At 58.3% G+C, this 15,138-nt stretch carries 21 protein-coding genes and 1 tRNA gene; 12 read left to right on the top strand and 10 right to left on the bottom strand.

The window, feature by feature from the left end; all coding sequences use genetic code 11:
- Positions 1 to 11 precede the first annotated feature (11 nt).
- Positions 12 to 1,007, bottom strand: a complete 996-nt coding sequence (locus L1P08_RS12600) for a TAXI family TRAP transporter solute-binding subunit (protein ID WP_303617361.1) — start codon at positions 1,005 to 1,007, stop codon at positions 12 to 14.
- 134 nt (positions 1,008 to 1,141) lie between these two features.
- Between L1P08_RS12600 and L1P08_RS12595 the strand changes: the two genes are divergently transcribed.
- The 4 genes from L1P08_RS12595 (at position 1,142) to L1P08_RS12580 (ending at position 3,491) form a co-directional block, all read left to right on the top strand.
- The gene (locus L1P08_RS12595) at positions 1,142 to 2,062 is read left to right on the top strand and encodes a LysR family transcriptional regulator (RefSeq protein WP_303617360.1); all 921 of its coding nucleotides are present in this window, start codon (positions 1,142 to 1,144) and stop codon (positions 2,060 to 2,062) included.
- 80 nt (positions 2,063 to 2,142) lie between these two features.
- Positions 2,143 to 2,664 carry an alkylphosphonate utilization protein gene (locus tag L1P08_RS12590; RefSeq protein WP_303617359.1) on the top strand — a complete coding sequence of 174 codons (522 nt, stop codon included), beginning with the start codon at positions 2,143 to 2,145 and terminating at the stop codon, positions 2,662 to 2,664.
- A 113-nt stretch (positions 2,665 to 2,777) separates the two neighbouring features.
- Entirely contained in the window at positions 2,778 to 3,245 is a 468-nt protein-coding gene (locus tag L1P08_RS12585) for a CAP domain-containing protein (protein ID WP_303617358.1), read from the top strand.
- Positions 3,246 to 3,302: 57 nt separating this feature from the next.
- Positions 3,303 to 3,491 carry a sulfurtransferase TusA family protein gene (locus L1P08_RS12580; protein ID WP_303617357.1) on the top strand — a complete coding sequence of 63 codons (189 nt, stop codon included), beginning with the start codon at positions 3,303 to 3,305 and terminating at the stop codon, positions 3,489 to 3,491.
- 58 nt (positions 3,492 to 3,549) lie between these two features.
- On the opposite strand, the gene L1P08_RS12575 is transcribed toward L1P08_RS12580, so the two are convergent.
- Entirely contained in the window at positions 3,550 to 4,668 is a 1,119-nt protein-coding gene (locus tag L1P08_RS12575; protein WP_303617356.1) for a D-alanyl-D-alanine carboxypeptidase family protein, read from the bottom strand.
- Positions 4,669 to 4,937: 269 nt separating this feature from the next.
- Here L1P08_RS12575 and L1P08_RS12570 point away from each other — a divergent pair, with 269 nt between their 5' ends.
- A complete protein-coding gene (locus tag L1P08_RS12570; RefSeq protein WP_303617355.1) occupies positions 4,938 to 5,324 on the top strand; it encodes a winged helix-turn-helix transcriptional regulator in 387 nt (128 codons plus the stop codon).
- An 8-nt stretch (positions 5,325 to 5,332) separates the two neighbouring features.
- Here L1P08_RS12570 and L1P08_RS12565 read toward each other — a convergent pair whose 3' ends face one another.
- The gene (locus L1P08_RS12565) at positions 5,333 to 6,103 is read right to left on the bottom strand and encodes an SDR family NAD(P)-dependent oxidoreductase (RefSeq protein WP_303617354.1); all 771 of its coding nucleotides are present in this window, start codon (positions 6,101 to 6,103) and stop codon (positions 5,333 to 5,335) included.
- A gap of 129 nt (positions 6,104 to 6,232) precedes the next feature.
- Between L1P08_RS12565 and L1P08_RS12560 the strand changes: the two genes are divergently transcribed.
- A complete protein-coding gene (locus L1P08_RS12560) occupies positions 6,233 to 7,135 on the top strand; it encodes a LysR family transcriptional regulator (protein WP_303617353.1) in 903 nt (300 codons plus the stop codon).
- A gap of 7 nt (positions 7,136 to 7,142) precedes the next feature.
- Here L1P08_RS12560 and L1P08_RS12555 read toward each other — a convergent pair whose 3' ends face one another.
- The 3 genes from L1P08_RS12555 to L1P08_RS12545 form a co-directional block, all read right to left on the bottom strand.
- Positions 7,143 to 7,601, bottom strand: a complete 459-nt coding sequence (locus L1P08_RS12555; protein WP_303617352.1) for an SRPBCC family protein — start codon at positions 7,599 to 7,601, stop codon at positions 7,143 to 7,145.
- Positions 7,602 to 7,604: 3 nt separating this feature from the next.
- Positions 7,605 to 7,946, bottom strand: a complete 342-nt coding sequence (locus L1P08_RS12550) for an ArsR/SmtB family transcription factor (protein ID WP_303617351.1) — start codon at positions 7,944 to 7,946, stop codon at positions 7,605 to 7,607.
- A gap of 130 nt (positions 7,947 to 8,076) precedes the next feature.
- Positions 8,077 to 8,163 (bottom strand) — tRNA-Leu (locus L1P08_RS12545).
- A 268-nt stretch (positions 8,164 to 8,431) separates the two neighbouring features.
- On the opposite strand from L1P08_RS12545, the gene L1P08_RS12540 reads away from it, so the two are divergent.
- Together L1P08_RS12540 and L1P08_RS12535 are read left to right on the top strand one after the other, a co-directional pair.
- Positions 8,432 to 8,884, top strand: coding sequence for a YqaA family protein (locus L1P08_RS12540; protein WP_368077109.1), 453 nt, complete (start codon positions 8,432 to 8,434; stop codon positions 8,882 to 8,884).
- 18 nt (positions 8,885 to 8,902) lie between these two features.
- Entirely contained in the window at positions 8,903 to 9,430 is a 528-nt protein-coding gene (locus L1P08_RS12535; RefSeq protein WP_303617349.1) for a disulfide bond formation protein B, read from the top strand.
- Positions 9,431 to 9,451: 21 nt separating this feature from the next.
- Here the strand turns inward: L1P08_RS12535 and L1P08_RS12530 are convergent, their stop codons facing one another.
- The 3 genes from L1P08_RS12530 to L1P08_RS12520 form a co-directional block, all read right to left on the bottom strand.
- Positions 9,452 to 10,009, bottom strand: coding sequence for an HNH endonuclease (locus L1P08_RS12530; RefSeq protein ID WP_303617348.1), 558 nt, complete (start codon positions 10,007 to 10,009; stop codon positions 9,452 to 9,454).
- Between the two features lie 118 nt (positions 10,010 to 10,127).
- A complete protein-coding gene (locus tag L1P08_RS12525) occupies positions 10,128 to 10,778 on the bottom strand; it encodes an alpha/beta hydrolase (RefSeq protein WP_303617347.1) in 651 nt (216 codons plus the stop codon).
- The gene (locus L1P08_RS12520; RefSeq protein WP_303617346.1) at positions 10,775 to 11,434 is read right to left on the bottom strand and encodes a DNA-3-methyladenine glycosylase family protein; all 660 of its coding nucleotides are present in this window, start codon (positions 11,432 to 11,434) and stop codon (positions 10,775 to 10,777) included. The genes L1P08_RS12525 and L1P08_RS12520 overlap by 4 nt, the downstream gene beginning before the upstream one ends.
- Positions 11,435 to 11,474: 40 nt before the next feature.
- Here L1P08_RS12520 and gluQRS point away from each other — a divergent pair, with 40 nt between their 5' ends.
- A complete protein-coding gene (gluQRS, locus tag L1P08_RS12515) occupies positions 11,475 to 12,329 on the top strand; it encodes a tRNA glutamyl-Q(34) synthetase GluQRS (protein WP_303617345.1) in 855 nt (284 codons plus the stop codon).
- 6 nt (positions 12,330 to 12,335) lie between these two features.
- On the opposite strand, the gene L1P08_RS12510 is transcribed toward gluQRS, so the two are convergent.
- On the bottom strand, positions 12,336 to 13,298 hold the full coding sequence (locus L1P08_RS12510) for an NAD-dependent epimerase/dehydratase family protein (RefSeq protein WP_303617344.1): 963 nt from the start codon (positions 13,296 to 13,298) through the stop codon (positions 12,336 to 12,338).
- Between the two features lie 116 nt (positions 13,299 to 13,414).
- On the opposite strand from L1P08_RS12510, the gene L1P08_RS12505 reads away from it, so the two are divergent.
- The 3 genes from L1P08_RS12505 to L1P08_RS12495 are packed head-to-tail and all read left to right on the top strand — an operon-like array spanning position 13,415 to position 15,135.
- The gene (locus tag L1P08_RS12505) at positions 13,415 to 14,317 is read left to right on the top strand and encodes a LysR family transcriptional regulator (protein ID WP_303617343.1); all 903 of its coding nucleotides are present in this window, start codon (positions 13,415 to 13,417) and stop codon (positions 14,315 to 14,317) included.
- A gap of 12 nt (positions 14,318 to 14,329) precedes the next feature.
- On the top strand, positions 14,330 to 14,527 hold the full coding sequence (locus L1P08_RS12500) for a twin transmembrane helix small protein (protein ID WP_303617342.1): 198 nt from the start codon (positions 14,330 to 14,332) through the stop codon (positions 14,525 to 14,527).
- A 2-nt stretch (positions 14,528 to 14,529) separates the two neighbouring features.
- Complete coding sequence (locus L1P08_RS12495) at positions 14,530 to 15,135, top strand: cob(I)yrinic acid a,c-diamide adenosyltransferase (protein WP_303617341.1); 606 nt, start codon at positions 14,530 to 14,532, stop codon at positions 15,133 to 15,135.
- The last annotated feature ends 3 nt before the right edge of the window (positions 15,136 to 15,138 follow it).

Below are 15,138 nucleotides of genomic sequence, written 5' to 3'. Positions count from 1 at the left end.
TCGTCTGGTCCCTAGCGGGCGAGCTTGGCGTCACGCGCCGCGTTCTCGTCGCTCCATTGGCCCTGTTCCTTGAAATAGGCCACGGCTGCGGGATGGTAAGGCACCGTATTGGTTGGCTTGGAAAGCGCCTCAACCGATGCGCCGCCAAGAGCCGGATAATCGATCTTGAGCTGAGGCAAGGCAGCGCTCAGAGCCGCAAGGATCGCCGTCGCGTCCTCATCGGGCAGGTTGGGGCTGACAGTCAGAAACACGTCAAAACCACCCACCGTCACCGGCTCGGTCACTTCCGGCAAACGCGGGCTGGGTTCAACCACCGTCAGATACATGCCCGCATAAAGTTCATCAGCAGCAGCTGAGGTTGCGCCTTCACCATCAACGCTCAGATAGCGGATACCGCCGGGAATGGTCGCCTGCGCCTGTTGCGTCAGCGGAATCCCCACCGCGATCGAGGTCACATCAAGCGAACCCTCGGTCAGTCCTTCCATGCCTGGCCCAAGCCCTGCCGTACGCACGGCATCAACCTTGTCGGTATCAAGACCCGAAAGCTTGAGCATTGCCACGTTCAGCTTGCTCATCGCACTCAGCGCACTGAAATCGGTCACAACCCGCTTGCCTTCCAGTTCCGATACCGAGGTCACACCAAGGTCGGCGCGCGCGACAAAGCCGACGCGCAGCGGCCACAGCCGTGCCAGCACCCGCAAATCGGTCGCCGTGCCACTTTCGCCTGTGTACCAGTCACCTAGATCAAGGCTGGAATTCAGCCCCATGCTGACTTCACCCGCACCAATCATCGGAATATAGACCGACGATCCGGTAAAGGGCTGCAAGGTCACCTGCTTGCCCAACGCATCCTGCAAGGCCGCCGCAACGCCCCCGCCAATGGTGTAATAAATCGTACCCTGCGGATTGGTCGCCAGCGTATAGCGATTGTCGGCCACAGCCGGCGCCATCGCGCAAACACCCATGACACCAGCCAGTGCCACTGCTTTAATTCCCTGCCAATTCATGGCTTTCCTCCCTGTAGTCAGAGCGCCACGCCTCCCGCGCAGAATCTCCTGACAGCCCTATTGAACAATACTTCCCCTCTCAATAAAATAGATTAATTCATGATGATTAATCAGATAGTCTGAAGTGGTATGCCGTGAGCATTGAAACCGAACTGACGCTGAAACAGCTCCGGGCCTTTGTCGCGGTCTACCGCTTGGGCAAGCTCTCGGCGGCCGCCGACGAATTATCGGTCACCCAGTCCGCCGTCAGCATGCTGATCCGTCAGGTCGAGCAAACCCTCAACACCACCCTTTTTGATCGCACCACCCGCCGCCTCGCCCCCACCCGCGCGGCAGAAGACGCCATCGGCGTTGCCGAGCGCATCCTTGGCGATGTCAGCACTCTGGGCAAAAATTTCCGCGACCTGGCGCTGGGCAGTCAGGGCCGTGTGCATATCGCGGCCACCCCGGCCACCGCCGCCACGGTTCTCACCCGCATCGCCCACCGCTTCAGCGCCACCTATGAGAACATCGATTTCGTCATCAATGATTGCGCCCCAAACCAGTTCCTGTCCCTGATACAAACCGAGCGCGTTGATTTCGGCATCGGCGCCCCGCCGGACAATAGCGGCGATTTCCTGTTGCGCCCGATCCTCGCCGACAAGATGCGCCTTGCCTTTGCCAGAGGTCATCCTTTCGAGGCCCGCGAAACCATCCGTTGGCGCGACCTTGATGGCCAGCCACTGATCGCCTTCCGCCCCAGTCAGTACGGGGTGCGCAACATGATCGACGCCGTATTGGCCGAAGTCGGCGTTACCCCAAAAATCTCCCACGAAGTCGGCTTTCTGGGCACGGCGGCCTGGATGGCGACCACCGGCCTTGGCCTCGCCATCATCCCTGACGCCCTGGCGCAGATCCATATCCTCAATGGCCTCGTCGTCCGCCCACTGGTCGAGCCGGAAATTACCAGACCGATCTCTATCGTCACCAAACGCGGGCGCTCCCTTTCGCCCAGCTGCCAGCTGTTTCTCGACATGCTCGATGAAATCATCGCCCAGCCCGACACCGTGGGCTGACGCGCCCGGCAACGTGGACAGCGCCCGGCCACTGGCGTAAGCCAGCCCCGATATATGTTACAAATCAACGGGACGCTCCAATGCCGCAATGCGCACTTTGCCAGGATGAGAACACAACCGCCTACACCGTCACCCCGCAAACCGAGACGGTTCAGCTGTGTGCAACCTGCACCACAGCGCTCAATCAGGGCCCAACGGACGGCCCGCACTGGCAATGTCTCAATGACGCCATCTGGAGCCCCGAACCCGCCACCCAGGTCCTCGCCTGGCGCCTGCTCAAGGCCCTGCCCGAAGCCATCTGGGCCCGCGACCTGCTCGACATCGCCTATCTCGAACCTGAAATCATGGCCTGGGCCGAAGCCGGCCTCAACCAGCCGGATGCGGAGGCCATCATCCATCGCGACGCCCATGGCGCGGTACTGACCGCTGGCGATTCCGTCACCCTGATCAAGGATCTCCCGGTCAAGGGCGCCGGCTTCACCGCCAAACGCGGCACCCCGGTGCGCAACATCACACTCGTGCATGACAATGAAGATCACATCGAGGGCCGCATCGAGGGTCAGCGCATCGTCATCCTCTGCCAGTATGTCAAAAAGAACTAGGGCCGGGACCGGACACGCATCCGGAACACCCTCACCAAATTTTCAGACCTTCCCAAGTAAAGACATGATTGGCCTGTAACCGCCTTGGCCGAACCCTTTTGGAGGAAATTGTCTTGCGCCTTGTTTTTGCAGCCATCGCCATTGTCGGCCTCGCCGCCTGTTCCGCTCCCCAGGGCCTGGCCCCCGGCCTGACCGCGCGCATGGACACAGCCGGCGCCCAGCTCAACAAGGCCGAAGCCCTCAACATCATCAATCAGTATCGCGCCACCCGTGGTGCGGCCCCCTTGACCCTTAACGCCGCACTGGACGCAGACGCCGATAATCTGGCCAGCCAATATGCCAGCTCCGGCAACCGCCCCGCCAAACCGGCCAGCGCCAGCGCCATCCGCTTCAGCGCCGGCTATTCCAATTTCGCTGAAACCTTTTCCGGCTGGCGCGGCTCGGCCGCAGATGCCAATGATCTGGCCAACCCCGCCTATCGCAATGCCGGCATCGGCGTCGCCTATTCGCCCAGTTCCGCCTATGGCATTTACTGGGTGCTGCTGCTCGATGGCGGCGCACAAATGGCAGCGGCACAATAAGCCATGGCAGCAGGCACGGCTCCGCACATCATTGACGCGCGCGGGCTGAAATGTCCCATGCCCGTGCTCAAGCTCGAAAAGTGGCTTGAGACCGCGCCGGGCAATGCCGTCCTGATCCTGCAAACCGACGATCCGGTCGCGCGCATTGATGTGCCCCTGGCCTGCAAAAAACGCGGCTGCGATTACACCAGCGCAGCCGAAGGCGCGGCCCTTAGCTTTACAATCACCAACACAATCACTGAATGAGCCTTACAAAAAGGCTGACAAAACCACTAACATCAGCCTTGGAAAACCGCGCCGCCGCTTAAAGCCCGGCGCGCAATTCCACCCGCCGGTCAGGCCGTGGCAAGGGGATAACTGCCGCCTCGATCTGGCGCGGTTCCGGGGCCCAAAGCGGCCTTGGCCGCGGCATCGGCACATCACGCAACCGCCCCAGCGCCGAGACGTTATAGGTCGCCGATTGCACCAGATCATTCAAATAACTCGGCTGCCCCTCAAGCCCCATCGGAAAGGCTTCCTTCCGCGCGGCAACATAGTTTCCCGATTCCTTGCCGCAGATAAAAGGCCGCATATCCGTGGGTTGTGCACTGACATTCTGCAGCCCCGTCACAACCTTTCCCGTGCCCGGCAAAGCACCCGAGAACCCTTGCAGAAACAGCTTTGCAGTCATCTCGCCGCGCTCCCGCCCGGACGAACCACCCAGCACAACCGCCATCAGCTGACGCCCCTGCCGCTCCACCGTCGCCACGATATTCAGCCCCGAGGCGCAGACATAACCGGTCTTCATGCCGGTCGTGCCTTCAAAATGGGTCAACAGGTTGTTCTGGCTTGTTAATTTCGCCTTGCCAAGACGCACGGATTCGGTGGCAAACATCGGCGAATATTGCGGATAGCGGTGCCGAATGGTCAAAGCCAGCACCGCCAGATCGCGTGCGCTGGTCACCTGGGCGGGGTCATGCAATCCGTGCGGATTGACAAAATGCGTGGCCGTCAGCCCCATCGCCGCCGCCGTCCGGTTCATCTCGGCCACAAAATTGGCCTCGGTCCCGCCCACGGTTTCCGCCAGCGCAATCGCAATGTCATTGGCCGATTTCACAATCAATAAATAAAGCGCATCATTGACTGTAAACGCGGTATCGACCGGCGCACCAATCTTGGAAGGCGGCGCTTTCAGCGCATTGGCAGAGACGATAACCGGGCTATCGAGCGTCAACTGCCCCGCAGCGATTGCCTCAAAAGTCAGATAGGCGGTCATCAGCTTGGTCAGCGATGCCGGATGCCAGGGCTGCCCCGCATCCTTCTCATAAAGCACCTCGCCGGTACGCATATCCACCAGCAACTCAGGCGTCGCAAAAACCGGGCCGGACAGGAACAGGCTCACCACAAAGGCAAGCAAAACTTTTTGAAACCGGAAAAACGGCACGTGCAAAGCACTCCCAGAAAAACTGTAGCTGCAACCAGTTTCATACATAGCAATTCGCGCTGGACACAACAATCGCACGTCCGCTCCGGTCACAGGTTTTTCAAGTCGTTCGGCCCCTTACAGCCTTCTCATCGTTGATTTTTACCCGAGACGAATTGCCGCCTCTGGAATGTCCGCACAAACACCCCATATAGCTTGCACTCCCCGGCGCTGCCTTATTGCGTGTCATTTGTGGATCGAACCATTCAAACAAGCTCCAAGGCGGCCAGATGCCCGACAAGATTGAAGAGAATGAACGCCTGAAGGCGATGAATATTATCCTCAACCGGGTCGGTGACAAATGGACGGTCATGGTGTTCGGCGCATTATTCGACGGGCCGGTGCGTTTCAACGAAATCCAGCGGGCGATTGGCACTATATCCCAGCGCATGCTCACCCTGACCTTGCGCAATCTGGAACGCGATGGTCTGGTCATTCGCACCGCTTATGCCGAAATTCCGCCGCGCGTCGAATATCAGTTCTCTGAACTGGGCAAGACCCTCATCCCCGCGATGCGCGCGATTTGGGACTGGTCGTCGCTCCATCACAACGACATCATCACCGCGCGCATGGCCTATGACAGCCGAAACGACGGCCTGAAGGCCGCCGCCGAATAGCACAAATCCTACAGTGACACGCCGCCGGAAACCTCAATCCGCTGCCCATTGATCCAGCCATTGGCCGGGCGGAGCAGTGAGGCAACGACACCGCCAATATCATCGGGCATACCGACCCGGCCCAAGGCCGTCTCCCCGGCAATTATCGCGTTGAACTCGGGATTGTCCCGCACAAGGCCGCCGCCGAAATCGGTCTCGATCGCGCCCGGCGCCACCACATTGACGCCAATGCCGCGCGGCCCCAGTTCCTTGGCCATATAGCGGCTCAGCACCTCAATCGCCCCCTTCATCGTCGCATAGGCGGCAAAGCCGGGGGTGGAGAACCGTGTCAGCCCGCTCGAAATATTGATGATGCGCCCGCCATCGGCCAGCAAGGGTAGCAGTTTTTGGGTAAAAAAGAACGTGCCCTTCAAATGCACATTCATCAGGTCCTCAAACTGCGCTTCTGTAGTTTCAGCAAAACCGGCATGCACGCCCATGCCCGCATTATTGACCAGAAAATTAAAGCGCGTGCACTGCCATTGCCCAAGCACATCGCCAATAGCCGCCGCAAAGGAATCAAATGTACCGCTCTTGCCGGCATCGAGCTGCAAGGCTGCCGCCCGCCGCCCCATGGCCTCGATTTCCGCGACCAGGCTTTGGGCCTCAACGCTATTGCTGTGATAGGTAAAAATTACGTCCGTGCCATCTTGCGCCAGTTTCTGCGCCATGTTGCGGCCCAGCCCGCGGCTGCCGCCGGTGATGAGGGCAATCGGGGCGATGGGGGTGGATGAGGTCATTTCTGCTACCTTCCTGAGGTTCAAGCTTGCAATGCCCCTATCTAATTGCCAATATCAAACGTATAAACCGCGGCGTATTGATATGTTTATTCGCATAACGCGAATAATAGGCATGGGAATGGCCCGAAAATGAACCAGCTTGAAATCATGCAGGTTTTTGTGCGCGTCGCTGAATTATCGAGCTTTTCACGCGCTGCCGACAGCCTCAATCTCGCCCGGGCCAGCACATCCACCGCCATCCAGCAGCTCGAAAGCCTGCTCGGCACCCGGCTTTTGCACCGCACCACCCGGAGGGTGCAAATGACCCAGGATGGCCAGGCTTTTTATGAGCGCTGCAAGGACATGCTCGACGATATCGACGAATTGCAGACCATGTTCCAGCAAACCCCGGCTGCCCTGAGCGGCCGCTTGCGCGTCGACATGCCCAATGGCATTGCCCGCAATATCATCCTGCCGCGCCTGCCCGAGTTTCTCGAAGCCCACCCAAAGCTCGATCTGGAACTGAGCAGCACCGACCGGCGGGTCGATCTGGTGCGTGAGGGCTTTGATTGCGTTTTGCGGGTCGGCAGTCTCGGCGACACGAACCTGATCGCCCGCAAGCTCGGCACCCTCCGCATCGTCAATTATGCCAGCCGCGCCTATCTCGCCCGCCATGGCAGGCCGCAAACGCTCAATGATTTGTCCCATCACCGCATCATTCGCTATGCCAGCACGCTGGGCACACAGCCTGAGGGCTGGGAATATCCCACCACCACCGGCTACGCTCAAATGGAGATGCCAAGCGTCATCACCGTCAATAATACCGACGCTTATGAAGCCGCCTGCATCGCCGGGCTTGGCCTCATACAAGCTCCCGCAATTGGCCTGCAAGAACTGGTCAACGAGGGCATACTCGAAGAAATACTGCCTGATTTCCCCGCAGAACCCATGCTGGTCTCCCTGCTCTATGCCAATCGTCGCCACCTGCCCAAGCGCGTACAGACCTTCATGGATTGGGTCGCCGGGGTGCTAACGCCCTATCTGGACGCTTAAGGCAGACTTAGCGTTCAAATTCCCGCGACAGGTTCTCAAGGGCCGCGTCAAAGCCTTGCTTTACGCCGACAACCATATCCGCACCGACAAATGCAGCTATCTGCACTGTGACCTGCAAAAGCGCCTTCTCGCCACGCGCGCCAAATTCAATCGTATAGAGTGCAGCCGATAACGGCATGTCCCCTTTGGCAACGCGCTCCGAATAAACAATCCGTGTACCGGGCTGAATATCCAGATAGGTGGCATCCACCTGGAATTCAGGATTTTTTTTCGTGCCACAGCGCGATCTGTCCGAGCCGCCAACCCGGAAATCAGCAGCATCAAAAATAATTACCGCGGTATCGGATGGCTGCCCCCAACGGGCTCGTGCCACCGGATCTGCAAACGCCTCGAAAAGCGCTGCGCGCGTACATGTAAAATCTCGCTCAAATACAAGCGTTTCGTGCACAGTGTCAAAATCAGCCATCGCCTAAATCCTGTTCGGCCTATCGTCTTTACTGGCAAGATATTCATCAAGATTATCCAGTTTGACCTCCCAAAGCCGACGCTGCGTTTCAATCCATGATTGTGCGGCAGACAAGCGCTCAGGCACCAGCGCGCACATCCGCACCCGGCCTTCTTTTCGCGACTGCACCAAACCGCAGGCCTCAAGCAGTTTCAAATGCTGCAGGAACGAGGGCATTGCCATCGGTACATCCCGCGACAACATACTCACCGACTGCGGCCCCAAAGCCAGGGATGCGACAATGCCCATCCGGGTCTTGTCGCCAAGCGCATGAAAAACACTGACCATGTCGTTTTTGTTAGGCATAAACCTAACTAATATCGCTCGGCGATCATTGTCAATATTTATATAGGCATTTACCTAAGTTTCTAACCTCGGAAACAGCCACGCGGCGAACACGCGTGAGCAAATTCAGTACGGAGGAAAACCACAGTTATGGTGCGGGCGGCCGGAATCGAACCGGCACTCTGTTACCAGAACCAGATTTTGAGTCTGGCGCGTCTACCAATTCCGCCACGCCCGCAGCGCGTACATGGGAAACACCCATGTGGAAAGTGAACAGGGGCGGAATATAGCCATTGGCCTTGTCGCGTCAATCGCTCATTGACTTGAAAGTGGTAAGCTTTACACCTCAACCGCCATTATTTGCCTGGAGCGCCATTTTGTTACGCCGCCTCTATGACTGGGTCATGTCCCTTGCCAAGGGGCGTCATGCGCCATGGGCGCTCGCCGCGATCTCCTTCGCGGAGAGTTCGTTTTTCCCCATCCCGCCCGATATCATGCTGATCCCCATGGTTATGGCCAATCGGCGGGGGTGGTTTCGCCTGGCGCTGATCTGCACATTATCGTCGGTCGCAGGTGCCCTGTTCGGCTATGCGATAGGCGCCTTGCTGTTCGAGGCGATTGGTCAGAGCATTTTGCATTTTTATCATGCCGAAAGCAGTTTCGCCCGCATCACCGACTGGTACGATCAATGGGGAGCTTTTGGTGTTCTCGTCGGCGCCGTTACACCAATCCCCTATAAGGTTCTGACGATTTTTTCAGGTTCAGTTGGCTTTTCGCTGCCGCTGTTTATTATGGTGTCGCTGATTGGCCGTGGCCTGCGCTTTTTCATTGTCGCGGGTTTGCTGTATTTCTTTGGTGAGCCGATTCGGGACTTTATCGAAAAACGCCTTGGCCTTTTATTCGTCATCTTCTGCATATTATTGGTCGGCGGATTCTGGCTGGTAACGCAGATCAAATAGAGGACGTTTGCGGACACAATGATTAAGCACGCACCACAAACCGTTGGCCGGAATTCCAACCGCGCCAACACAGCCTTCATGCTGGGCCTGTTCACTATTCTGGCGGCGCTCGCCTTTGAGCATATCGGTGGCTATCTTCCCTGCGAACTCTGCTATGCCCAGCGCATACCCTATTATTTGGGTCTGCCGCTTCTTGCCGCTCTCATTGCCTTTTGGAACCGGGTGCCCGTTCCAATACGTATTTTTCTCACCCTTTGTATCGCCGCGATTTTTGCCTGGGGTGCATGGCTTGGTGGATTTCACGCCGGGGTTGAATGGGGTTTCTGGCCGGGACCGACCTCCTGCACCGGCACAGGTGCGGGCGTCAGCTTTGGTGACCTCAACAATATCAACGCCACCCGCGTTGTTCCCTGCGATAAGGCACAAGTGCGCTTTCTCGGCCTCAGCTTTGCCGGACTGAACGCCATTGCGGCCACTGCTGTTACAGGTTTTCTGATTGCCTCAGCCCAGGGCCAGTTTGCACGCATGCGCCGCGAAGCCAAATAGGCACATTGCGCCGAACAAGGCCTACGGCTCGAGTTCGATATCCCAATAGAGGAAATCCAGCCAGCTCTCATGCAGGTAGTTGGGCGGGAAGGCCCGTCCATTATTGTGCAGATCCTGCACCGTTGGTGGATAGGGCGTTTGCCGCGGAAACATGTTGATTTCCTTCGGCATGCGGTTGGATTTGCGCAAATTGCACGGTGCGCATGCCGCCACCACATTCTCCCAAGTCGTCCGCCCACCCTTTGAGCGCGGGATCACATGATCAAAGGTCAGATCATGCCGGGCGCCACAATACTGGCACTCGAACCTGTCGCGAAGGAAAACATTGAAGCGGGTAAAGGCAGGATGGCGGGAAGGCTTGATATATTCACGTAAGGAAACGACTGAGGGCAGCCGCATCTCGAAGCTGGGACTTCGCACAACCCGATCATATTCTGAAACGATATTGACCCGGTCAAGACACACAGCCTTGATCGCGTCCTGCCAGGACCAGAGCGAGAGAGGGTAATAGCTGAGCGGACGGAAGTCAGCATTCAGCACCAGGGTCGGACAGGAATCGGGCGACACGTGAATAGTCACACCAAGCTCCAAGGGCAGGAATCACAAGAAACCAATTCCTATATATTAAGCCCTTTGTTACAGCCCTGTGAAGCAGATGTTGTGTTTTTGTGTCAGCAAAGCACAAGTGCTCCCCGGGTTACGGGGCCAACCCTTTGATAAAGCCCGTGGCCACCTCCAGCCCGTCTGGTGCAATACCATGCCCGGTACCAGGCGACACATGGACGCGAACCTCAAGCCCTGCCGTTTTAAGCGCCTCCCCGCCACGCACACTCATCCCTAGCGGCACCACATCGTCCTCGGCCCCATGGATCAGACAGACCGGCGGCTTCGAGCTAAGTTCCTCACCAATCGTTTCCGGGGAAATCACCCCGCCCGAGAACGCCACGATGCCCTTGAGCGCATCAGGCAGACGCAACCCCGCATCAAGCGCCATCATCGCGCCCTGGCTGAACCCGCCCAGAATAGTATCGGCGGCCCCCAGTCCGGTTTCCGCCCAGACTTGTTCCAAAAATCCTGTAATGACGGGGCGTGCCTGACCTGATCCCTCCAACCGGCTGATTTCGCGATCCAGCTCAAGCGGAAACCACTGATAACCCGCCGGATTGATGTCGCAAGGCCAGGGTGCATTGGGTGCCACCACCAGCGTATCAGGCAACAGGTCACGCCAATAAGGGGCCAGACCGATCAGGTCGTTGCCGTCTGAACCATACCCATGCAGCAGCACAATGAGATTTTTCGGCTTGCCCGATTCCGGCGCGACCATCGGCCCCGAGAGTTGTGCTGTCACAGATTGATTCCTTCCTTGTTCTGCAATACCGCGAAATAACGCCATAACAGACGCGCCGCGGCGCCGCGATAAGGCGACCATATAGCCGCCAGTGCCGTGGTTTGTCGAATATCGGGCACAATGCCCAGACCTTCAATGCGCCCAGCCATCTTCCGAAGCACCAGATCGCCCGCCGGAAAAATGTCCGGATGCCCGGTTGCAAACAACAGATAAATCTCTGCGGTCCACGGGCCAATGCCTGTCAATCGCGTCAATCCTGCCATCGCCTCGGGCAGGGGCACACCGCCGAGCGCGGCATAATCGAGTGATCCATCCAGTTCCGCTTCGGCCACCGCGCACAAGGCGCGGTATTTACCCCCCGTCAGCCCGCAGCCACGTATCCGCTCCTCATCAAACGCCAGAAAACGTTCAGGCGTCACCTCATCCAGAAGAGCACAAAGCCGGCCATGAATTGTTCTGGCGCTGGCAACGCTCAATAATTGCGAGACAATAATTTGTGCCATGCCCGCAAAGCCGGGTGTGGAAAGCCGCAAGGGCACCTCCCCGCAGACATCCCATATTGGCGCTAACCGCGAATCGCGCAAAACAAGACGCTCGAGATGATGTTCAAGCACGCGGGCATCAATGATACGCTCCAGCGGCGCGGCGTCGGCCATGACAATAAGAACCTTCTGACGGGATAAGCAGGGCGGCACTATGAACACGGTACCAGAGCCGATTTTGCGTTTCGCGCCAAGCCCCAACGGATTGCTCCATCTGGGCCATGCCTATTCCGCACTTTATACAGCCGACTGGGCAGAAAAGCTCAATGGCCGTTTTCTGCTGCGGCTGGAAGATACGGATCCGGACCGGTGCCGCCCCGAATTCATCGAGGCAATCATTGAGGACCTGCATTGGCTCGGCCTCGACTGGCCCGAACCGGTACTGCAACAATCAGAACGGTTTGATGTTTACGAAAAGCAGAAACTCACCCTGATTGAACACGGCCTGCTTTACCCCTGCTTTTGTTCGCGCGCCCAGATCGCGGCCATCGCCGTCAACACCGACCCTGATGGCGCCCCGATCTATCCCGGCACCTGCCGCCACCTCACCGACACGGAAATTAGCCACCGCATCGGCAAGGGTGAGCCGGTACAATGGCGGCTCGACACCGCAGAGGCCACCCGCCGTACCGGTATGCTGACCTATACCGTTTTGCAGCCCACACCGCTCGACCGGCCGCAAATTCGCTATGCCCGGCCTGAACGTTGGGGCGATCCGGTGATCGCGCGCAAGGGCACCGCCACCAGCTATCATTTAAGCGTTGTCGTTGATGACGCCGCGCAGGGCATCACCCATGTCACCCGAGGCCGCGACATGGAGGCGGCAACTGATATCCATATATTGCTGCAATTCCTGCTTGGCCTGCCCGCCCCGCTTTATACCTTCCACAAACTGATTCTCGACGAAGACGGCAAAAAGCTCTCCAAATCACGCCAGTCGCTCGCCTTGAGAAACATGCGCGAGGCGGGCTGGACGCCCGAAGCCATCCGCACCCGCCTCGGCTTCTGACGCCCCTCAGGCAGCAGCTTTGCCCTGCGCGCTGAAGAAGGGACGCACAACCTCCGCCACCGCTGCCTCAAACGGGGTGCCAAAATCGGGGCCAAGAATCGCGCCCAAACGGGGATCGACCAGTTCCATAGGATGTTCCCACAAATAGCGCATCTTGACGATTTCACGCATAACCCCGGAAACCAGCCCTATGGTCCGGAACAGCATCCAGGGAAAGGGCACCAGCGTCACCGGCATCTGCACCGCCTTCTCGATGGCGACGAACAGGGCCCGATTGGTGACGAAATGCCCCGCAAAATGGAAAGTCTCGAACGGGGCCAATGTGTCGCTCAGCGTTGCCACTTTTACAAAAGCCGCGCCGAAATCGGGCAGATAAGCCCAAGCATGAGCAGTATCCGGCGCGCCTGGCAAAGCCACCTTCCCTTTCTCCGCCTCCCGCAAAATACCCAGATCAAACCAGTCATTTGTGCAGTCCGGCCCATAAAAATCCCCGGCCCTCAGGATCAACACCTGCATTTCGCCCCGCGCCGCGACCTCAGCCAGCATCTGCTCGCATCGTACGCGTATCGCACCGCGCGGCGTCTCCGGGTGTTGTTCCATCTCCGGGGTTATCCGCCGGTCATTGGCCGCATAATTATAGACATTGCCCGGATACATCAGTGTGCGCCCTGGGACTTCAGCGGCTTCAATCACCCGTGCAGTCTGCATTTCCTTGCGGCCCTTGTCCCATTTGTCATAGGGCAGGTTAAGCCCGTTGACGACCACCGCGCTATCACCGATGGCGGCGCGCATATCCGCTACATTCTCTGCGTCACCCTGAATAAAGCGCACGCCCTCTATCGGATTTTTGTTTGACCGCCCGAACCCAAGAACTTCCCACCCCGCATCGGCAAAAGCGACGGCAGCGTGATGGCCGAAATGGCCGTTGATCCCCAGAATGGTCACTTTATTTTCATTCAGATTCGTCATGTCCCTGGCTCCTTCAGCATTGACGGCCAGATGATCAAATATTCATAAAAGTTTTGAAATTGTCATAAATCGCATGATAGACATTCATAAACGAATACCATCGAGGAAATCGACCGATGAGCAATACCCAGCCGGACTGGGCCCTGTGGCGCAGCTTCGCCGCTGTGGTGGAACAGGGCTCGCTCTCCGCTGCCGCCCGTGCGCTGGGCCTGTCCCAACCCACCCTTGGCCGCCATATTGAGGCCCTTGAACACCACCTTGGCTCAGCCCTGTTCGAACGCACCCTCACGGGCCTGCGCCCCAATGACACCGCCTTGCGGCTTTATGAACATGTGCAGGTCGCCAACAAGGCCCTGGCGGAGGCGATCATGGTCGCTGATGGGGCCAATGCGGAACTCGCCGGCACTGTACGCATCACCGCCAGCGTGATCACCTCCCATTACACATTGCCGCAAATCCTTGTGCAGTTACGCGAGGAATTTCCGGCCATCTCGATTGACCTGGTGCCCAGCGATTCCCCCGAAAACCTCTTGATCCGTGAAGCCGATATCGCTGTGCGGATGTTTCGCCCCACCCAGCTTGAACTGATCACCAGAAAAATCGGTGAGAGCGCCATAATGTGCTGCGCCCATCAATCCTATCTCGACCGGCGCAGCACCCCGAGCCGGTTCGAAGATCTCCATGACCATGACCTGATCGGCTTTGACCGCTCAGACCTGTTGATCAGCGCCGCCCGGGCGCTGGGGGCCACCCTCAGCCGCGATGATTTTTGTTTGCGCAGCGACAGCCAGAGCGCCATATGGGAACTGGCCAAGGCGGGCCTCGGCATCAGTTTTGGGCAAAAAATTCTGATCGAATCGACCCCCGGCATGGTAGCGCTTATGCCTGAACTGGATATTCCACCGCTTGAGGTCTGGCTCACAACCCATCGTGAGCTGTTCACCAGCCGGCGGATTCGTGTCATCTATGACCGGCTTGGCGCCCTGCTTGGTGCCTATTACGCAGCCGAAAAAACGTAAGGCGGAACCATCATGCAAAGCGGTCTCAACATCCTGATCTATCTAGCCCTCGGCGCAGTTGTCGTCATTCTGGGCGCAGGGCTATGGAATATGACCCGTGGCGGCAGCCCCAATCTCAGCCAGCGACTGATGCGCGCGCGTGTGATCGCTCAGTTCATCGCCATCATCCTGCTGGTGGTGGCTGTCGCGGTATTCGGATCCAGGGGCTGATCATGGTCAAGCTCAACAAGATATACACCCGCACCGGCGATGATGGCACCACAGGCCTTGTGCGGGGGCCGCGCCGCAAAAAGCATGATGTGCGTATCGACGCCTACGGCACAATCGAGGAAGCCAATGCCTTTATCGGCATGGCAAGGCTGCACACAACAAAAGCCCCCGGCATCGACGCCGATCTGGGCCGCATCCAGAACGACCTGTTCGATGTCGGCTCCGATCTGGCCACCCCCGGCAGCGATGAGGGTCAGGAATACAAATCCCTGCGCGCCACCAAGGGCCAGGTAACTTGGCTCGAGAACTGCATCGACCGGCACAACGCGAACCTTAGCCCGCTGACCAGTTTCATCCTGCCCGGCGGCAATGCGCTGGCAGCCAGTCTGCATGTGGCCCGCACCGTCGTCCGCCGCGCCGAACGCATCACAACAGAACTCGCCGAAGCGGAAACCGACACCAATCCGCTGGCGGTGCAATATCTCAACCGCTTGTCAGACCTGCTGTTCGTTCTGGCCCGTGCCGCCAATGCCAATGGCCGTGATGATGTGATGTGGACCCCCGGCCAGTTTTCAGACGAAAACGCCCCCGATGCGGAAAAGGGATAGAAG

The organism is Mariluticola halotolerans (assembly GCF_021611515.1).
Classification (GTDB): domain Bacteria; phylum Pseudomonadota; class Alphaproteobacteria; order Rhizobiales; family Devosiaceae; genus Mariluticola; species Mariluticola halotolerans.
The sequence above is the reverse complement of the archived record's forward strand: the minus strand, read 5'-3'. Positions and strand labels throughout refer to the sequence as shown.